This is a genomic window from Chlorogloeopsis sp. ULAP02 (genome assembly GCF_038404745.2).
Classification (GTDB): Bacteria; Cyanobacteriota; Cyanobacteriia; order Cyanobacteriales; family Nostocaceae; genus Chlorogloeopsis.
Map to the genome: position 1 here is coordinate 81,618 of NZ_JAYKTT020000089.1, position 6,503 is coordinate 88,120.

The 6,503-nt window shown below is 41.0% G+C and carries 4 protein-coding genes; 3 read left to right on the forward strand and 1 reads right to left on the reverse strand.

From position 1 onward, the window contains the following. The first annotated feature begins 289 nt into the window (after positions 1-289). Positions 290-2,863 carry a sigma 54-interacting transcriptional regulator gene (locus tag U2718_RS33730; protein ID WP_341993760.1) on the forward strand — a complete coding sequence of 858 codons (2,574 nt, stop codon included), beginning with the start codon at positions 290-292 and terminating at the stop codon, positions 2,861-2,863. 89 nt (positions 2,864-2,952) lie between these two features. Further along, positions 2,953-4,134, forward strand: coding sequence for a low temperature requirement protein A (locus tag U2718_RS33735; protein WP_341993761.1), 1,182 nt, complete (start codon positions 2,953-2,955; stop codon positions 4,132-4,134). On the opposite strand, the gene U2718_RS33740 is transcribed toward U2718_RS33735, so the two are convergent. After that, positions 4,131-5,117 carry a CHAD domain-containing protein gene (locus tag U2718_RS33740; RefSeq protein ID WP_341993763.1) on the reverse strand — a complete coding sequence of 329 codons (987 nt, stop codon included), beginning with the start codon at positions 5,115-5,117 and terminating at the stop codon, positions 4,131-4,133. The genes U2718_RS33735 and U2718_RS33740 overlap by 4 nt on opposite strands. Positions 5,118-5,399: 282 nt before the next feature. Between U2718_RS33740 and U2718_RS33745 the strand changes: the two genes are divergently transcribed. Next, entirely contained in the window at positions 5,400-6,464 is a 1,065-nt protein-coding gene (locus U2718_RS33745; RefSeq protein WP_341993764.1) for a DUF3616 domain-containing protein, read from the forward strand. Positions 6,465-6,503: the final 39 nt, after the last annotated feature.

Below are 6,503 nucleotides of genomic sequence, written 5' to 3' on the forward strand. Positions count from 1 at the left end.
GAGTTAAAAAAAAGTTCCTCCTGGCACATAGGAGCGTCGATATTGGGACATATGGGTAATATAAGGAATTTTGGTGGGCATTGCCCTATAAGTTAATTGTTATAAAATATACTTTTCTAAAGGCAATGCCCACCCTACTACCTCTATAAAAGTAAGGTGGGCATTACTGAGCTTCATAGAAGAGATTTAAAGATGTTAGAAAATGCCCACCCTACCTCTTTCTTGCTCAAAGGTCTTGTCAAGGAGATAATTCTTTGTATACAGCAGTGCCGAGAGGGGAACAGCCACGATGACATCACAAGAAACAGTGATATGGCTACAGGAACGCACGGCTTTAGGAATTCTCTCACCTGAACCCTTAAGTGCGATCGCTCAAATCCTCGAAGAAAAAGTTTTTCCAGCAAACCACAATATCACTACTGAAGATAGTCCTCCAGAAGCACTTTATATTTTGTTGGAAGGTCAGCTTGAAAGCAATAGCAGTAATAAAAACAACCCAAGTTTAACTGTTGGTTTTCTTCCTGGTTCTGTCATTCATTTACAAGAAATACTGTTAGATGAATTGCCTCAGCGCACAATTACTACTATTACAGAATGTCGTTTTTGGGTTGCATATGCTAATCAATTTCGAGAAGTAAGCAATCAATACCCAGAAATTGCTCAGGTTGTATCGCGAATGTTAGCACAGGAATTGGCACAGCTAGCATCTGCTTTTAGCTACGAGCAAGAACGCTCTTTGGCACTACGCCCTTATTTAGTTACAAAGGCGCAACGAGGTATTGTAGGGACAAGTCGTTACGCAGTGCGTTTGCGCGAACAAATTAGAGAAGCAGCAAGCGATCGCAAGTCAGTTTTGATTTTCGGCGAACCAGGATTAGAAAAAGACAATATTGCTGCCTTAATTCATTTTGGTTCTAAACAACGGCGAGAACCAATTATCAAAATTAACTGCGGCATTCTCCAAACTAGTGGTGCCGAATTATTTGGGCGTGCTGGTGGCAAACCCGGACTTTTGGAATGGTTGGGGGAAGGAACTCTTGTTCTTAACAATATCCAAGAAATTCCGCCTGAGTTGTTACCCCAAGTCAAAAAACTACTACAAGATCACACATATATTCCCGTAACTCGTTCCGGAGATTCACCGAGCGAACCCCGCATTAGTCGCGCCCGCATTTTGATAGTTGCAGAAAAAGCTCAACCCCAAATTGAACGCTGTGTTGGTCGAATTATTAAAGTACCACCGCTGCGGGTACGAAAAGCCGATATTAATGCTCAAGTAGAGTATTATATCAGTCTTTACACTCGCGCCAGAGGCATTGCCAAACCGCACATCACCCCAGAAGCGTTACGTCGCCTACAATCCTATGACTTCCCCGGCAATATCAAAGAGTTACAAAACTTGGTGGAACGGGCAATTGTCCAAGCAGGAGAGACAAAAGAGTTAACAGAAGAAATTTTCTGGGCAGCGGAAACAAAGAAAAAGCGATTTCGGGTGAATCTTTTAAATACCTATCCTGGTTTGCGGAAGTTTCTGCGTAGTTCGTGGTGGCCTGATCACATTAATTATGGCTTTACTACCGCAGCCTTTGCCTTTATTATCGCGGTATTATTTGTAGGGCCGCAAACACGCGATCGGAATTTTGCTTTAAATCTATTTTGGGCTTGGTGGTGGCCTGTATTTCTTTTTTTATTTCCTTTTCTTGGTAGGATCTGGTGTGCCGTTTGTCCGTTCATGATTTACGGTGAAATCACGCAGAAATTATCGACGTGGTTGTTTCCCAGACAACTTAAAAGCTGGCCGCGAGAAAAAGCTGAAAAATGGGGTGGGTGGTTTTTATTTGGGATGTTTACCTTGATTTTCTTGTGGGAAGAACTCTGGCACTTAGAAAATACAGCTTACCTTTCGGCTTGTTTGTTGCTGTTAATTACAGCCGGAGCGATGATTTTCTCTGCTATTTTTGAGAGGCGATTTTGGTGTCGTTATCTTTGCCCCATTGGCGGCATGAATGGCTTATACGCCAAACTTTCAATGACGGAACTACGAGCGCAACAAGGTATTTGTTCTGCCACTTGCACCACCTATCAATGTTATAAAGGAGGCCCACAAAAAGGTGAAGGGATGGAAACTGATGGATGTCCCTTATACTCTCACCCCGCACAGCTAGAAGATAATAGAGACTGCGTATTATGCATGACTTGCCTGAAGGCTTGTCCCCATCGTTCCGTCGAGTTTAATTTACGTCCCCCTGGAATTGAATTGTGGACAACTCACATACCTCGCAGTTATGAAGTGGCACTGTTGTTTTTACTGTTGGGTGGAGTATATTTGCATCGTCTGCCGGAGTTGCAGTCATGGCTGGGGATACAACTAGATTTAACTCAGTTTTTGCCACATTTGGGATTATCTCTACTAGCTTTGATTATTCCCGTGGCTATTCCTTTTCTAGGATATGCACTAATAAAGGTTTATTGCTGGTTGAATAATTACATCTGTTCTGTGAATGCGGTTAAAATTCCAAATCGGATCAAGCCACGAGGTTTTGTAGAGCTAGCTTATGGTTACTTGCCATTGGTGCTGGGTGGTAATTTAGCTCATTATCTGCGCTTGGGCTTGGGAGAAGGAGGGCGGGTATTACCAGTATTTTTTGCTACGTTTGGTTTGAATGGCGAACAATTGCCAGTTGTAGTGGCACATCCAGCTGTAATTGCTTTTTTACAGGGAACTACCTTGATTTTTTCTGTTTTCTTATCGATATTATTAACCCAAAAAATTGCTCGGCAACCGTTGCGCGTGCTGCTATGGCAACATCTAGCAGCTATTGGGTTAGGGGCAAGTATGTGGCGGATAATCGTGTCTAGTTAATAGCTAAGTTGAAGGCAGGTGGCAGAAGGGAAAAAGCTTCTCCTATGTAGTTAATAGCTAATTGTAAAAAACAATCAAAAATTAATACTATGACAAACTTTTTACAACCTCCTCGCTTACGTACCAGTGAAGACAGCGAAGAACATCGACACGCCACTTGGCTAGAACTATTTTATGATTTGGTGTTTGTGGTTGCGGTTTCTCAACTCGCCCACAATCTCGAAGAAGATGTTTCGCTATCAGGATTTTTAGGTTTTGTCTTTCTGTTTATACCCGTGTGGTGGTCGTGGATTGGCACTACTATGTATGCTAACCGCTTTGATAGCGACGACATCGGACGGCGTTTGCTGGTTGCTTTACAAATGCTGACAGTGGCAGCGCTGGCTGTTAACATCCACTACGGTTTGGGTGAAAGTGCACCAGGCTTTGCCCTTTCCTATGCTTTTGGGCGAGCTGTACTGATTGTAGAATACGTCCGCGCTGGTATACACATTCCTGCTGCACGTCCCCTGACAACACGCTATGCCACAGGTTTTACTATTGCTGCTATGTTATGGCTGCTATCTGCATTTATCGGCACACCTTGGCGTTTTGTTCTTTGGGCTGTAGGAATTATCGTCGATTTGGTGACACCCTTTACAGCGACAAAGTTTCAACTTAAACTACTCCCTCACGCTTCCCACCTGCCAGAACGTTTTGGGCTATTTACAATCATTGTTTTAGGTGAAGCAATTATTGCTGTAGTTGATGGTGTTTCTCAGCAAAAATGGGATGTTTTGAGCGTAATTGCTGCTATATTCGGTCTTTGTATTGCTTTTAGCTTGTGGTGGGTTTATTTTGACAATCTTGGTGGTACACCAATTCAAACGGCGCGAGCAGAGGGAAAAATTAGTATAGTTGCAATCTGGCTGTACACCCATTTACCTTTAGTCATTGGTATTGCTGCGGCGGGAGTTGGTGTAGAAGAAGTGTTGTTGAGTAAGCAAACATTACCACTTGCCGATGCGACACGATGGTTGCTGTGCGGCTCTGTAGGTTTATGTTACCTAGCTTTAGGTATTCTCCACCGCACTGGCGTCATTCGCTACTGTAAAATCCGCTCCAAGTATAGAATCGGAACAACTGTTGTGGTAATAGCGATCGCCTTGTTTGGTAAAGGATTGTTACCTGTTGCAGTCATCGGACTTGTAACTGTAGCCTGTGCTGTACAAGTTGTGCAAGACTTATATCAGAGCCGCCCCACTACCCGCTTGGTTGAGCCAGGAATTTAGTCTTTGAAAGGCTGAATTACTGTTAAACGCAATTCTTGTTTGGTTTCAGTTTTCAGATACTGCCCTTGCAGGGGTTGCCACTGTTGCCACATTCGATAACGGTTTTGGGCTAGTATATCCGCCAGCGTAGGAAGTTGAGTGTGAAGTTCACACTTGAAAACATCTACAAGCCACTCACTTAAAACTACGCTATCTTGCATAGATCCCAAAATATCTTGGATGCTTTTTACTTGGGCAACATAATTTGTGTAAGATTCGCCATATAAGTCACTAAATAGTTCCATTTGGTAACGCAGGCGTTTAGTTTGTTTGCGCAAACTATGAAGAAGTTTGCCATTTGTTGTTAATTCTTGTTCTATTGTTTCTGCTTTCCACTCTTGTGAGATAATTTCTCCTGAGGGTTCCACTTGAATTCCAATTAACCAACCCGGATGCAGCAAGAAACTACTGATTTCTGGTAAGAGTAAATCTGGTAAAACTTCCTGCATTGGTAGAGATGCTAGTGATTGATAACTAGGTTCATCTAACCAATCTTGTAAACTTTGTTTTATAGATTTGTAACGTTCATCTTTAAAGGTTGTTCGTACATCTTGCAGTGCTTTTTCACGTTGTTTTTCCAAAGCATCAAAAGCTGTTTGTAGGGATTGCCGCTCTTTTTTCGGTAAATCTGGTTGAGCGAGATTTTCTAAAGTTTCTTTTAGCACATCTAAGTCTCGCAAATTGCCAAGACGGCGCGCAATTTTACCGAGATTTTTATCATTAACTAACTTCGGCAAATTTATCGCTTGATCAAACCTACTAACAGCAGTTCGCAGGCGACGTATACCTACCCGCATTTGATGCAGCGCTTCTGGATCTTTATCTTTTTTTACTTCTGTTTCCCATTTCAAAGTCTTTTTAAAGTGTTTTTGAATTGCTGAATAAGCATAGTATCCTAAACTTTTCACGTTGCTTTTCACTTTAGAGTTGCTAGCTAAGGTCATAGGAATTAACACACCTTAGACAAATATCAATGATTGTATACAATATATTAAATAATAGCATTGATTATAATTTTGCACTGTTTTTTTACCAATTGATATAATCTTAAAGTAATGCAAATTGTTGTCATATTGACTTTTGAGATTGCAATATTTCAAAAAATCTTTTATTTGTAAAGTAATTTAACAACAATTTTATTTTGAATATTTCAAAATAGCCAATACTGAGTATTTTAATATACGAAAATTTATACATGAAAGCTATCTAAGTAGAGAGCGTGTAAAATGCAAGACCCAAATTTTTTAAATCAAGTTTTACTTACATTTACTAATAGTTTTAAAGAACACAGGGAAGACTTATCTGCGGTAATGCTGACAGATAAAAAGTATTTGTGGTTGGGATCGGATGAAACCTCCAGTATTGAACGTCTGTGTTGGGATAATCATAATTTTGCCCAGCATAAACAATTTCATGTAGCGGAATATATCAGTTTAGCCGCACCAGAAGAGGAAGAAATTGATATTGAAGGTATTGATCACAATGGTTATTATTTGTGGATAGTCGGTTCCCATAGCTGGAAACGCAAAAAACCAAAACCCAAAAAATCTGATGCCGAAAATATTAAGAGATTAACACAAGTTAAGTCGGAACCAAACCGTTATATTTTGGCTCGTATTCCTCTTGTTGACGGTGAGTTACACAAATGTTGCCCTCATCCAGAGGATTCTAATGTACAGTTAACTGCTGGCAAATTAGAAGTAACGCAGCAGGGAAACTTGCTGATGGAAGCTTTAGCAGACGATCCTCATTTAGGTTTCTTTGTCAAAGCAGAAATTCCTGGTAAAGACAATGGCTTTGATATAGAAGGTATAATAGTTTATCAACATCGGATTTTTGTGGGTTTGCGCGGCCCTGTGCTGCGTGGTTGGGCTGTAATGTTGGAAATAGAAGTAGAATCGTCTCAAGCAGGAGTGCTGAGTTTACAAAACATTTCAGAAGCGGGAAGACAGTACAAAAAGCACTTTATGTTCTTGAATGGTTTAGGAATTAGAGACTTGTGCCTGCATGGAGAAGACTTATTAATATTAGCAGGGCCAACAATGGATTTAGATGGCCCAGTGCAACTATACCGTTTGCGCGGAGGCGTTCACTTGCAAGAAAATGTCCTTCATAGCCCAGAGTTAGTACAAAAAATTCCCTATGGAAATCGGGAAGATCATGCTGAGGGTATAACGCTAGCTCAAGATTTATTTGGAGAACCTTCGCTGTTAGTGGTGTATGACTCCCCAGCAAAGGCTAGGTTGGTAGATGATGGTGGTGTCATAGCAGATATATTCAAGCTTGGTTAACTCTTAAGGCAATCGCTATGAAAAAGACACGACTAATTT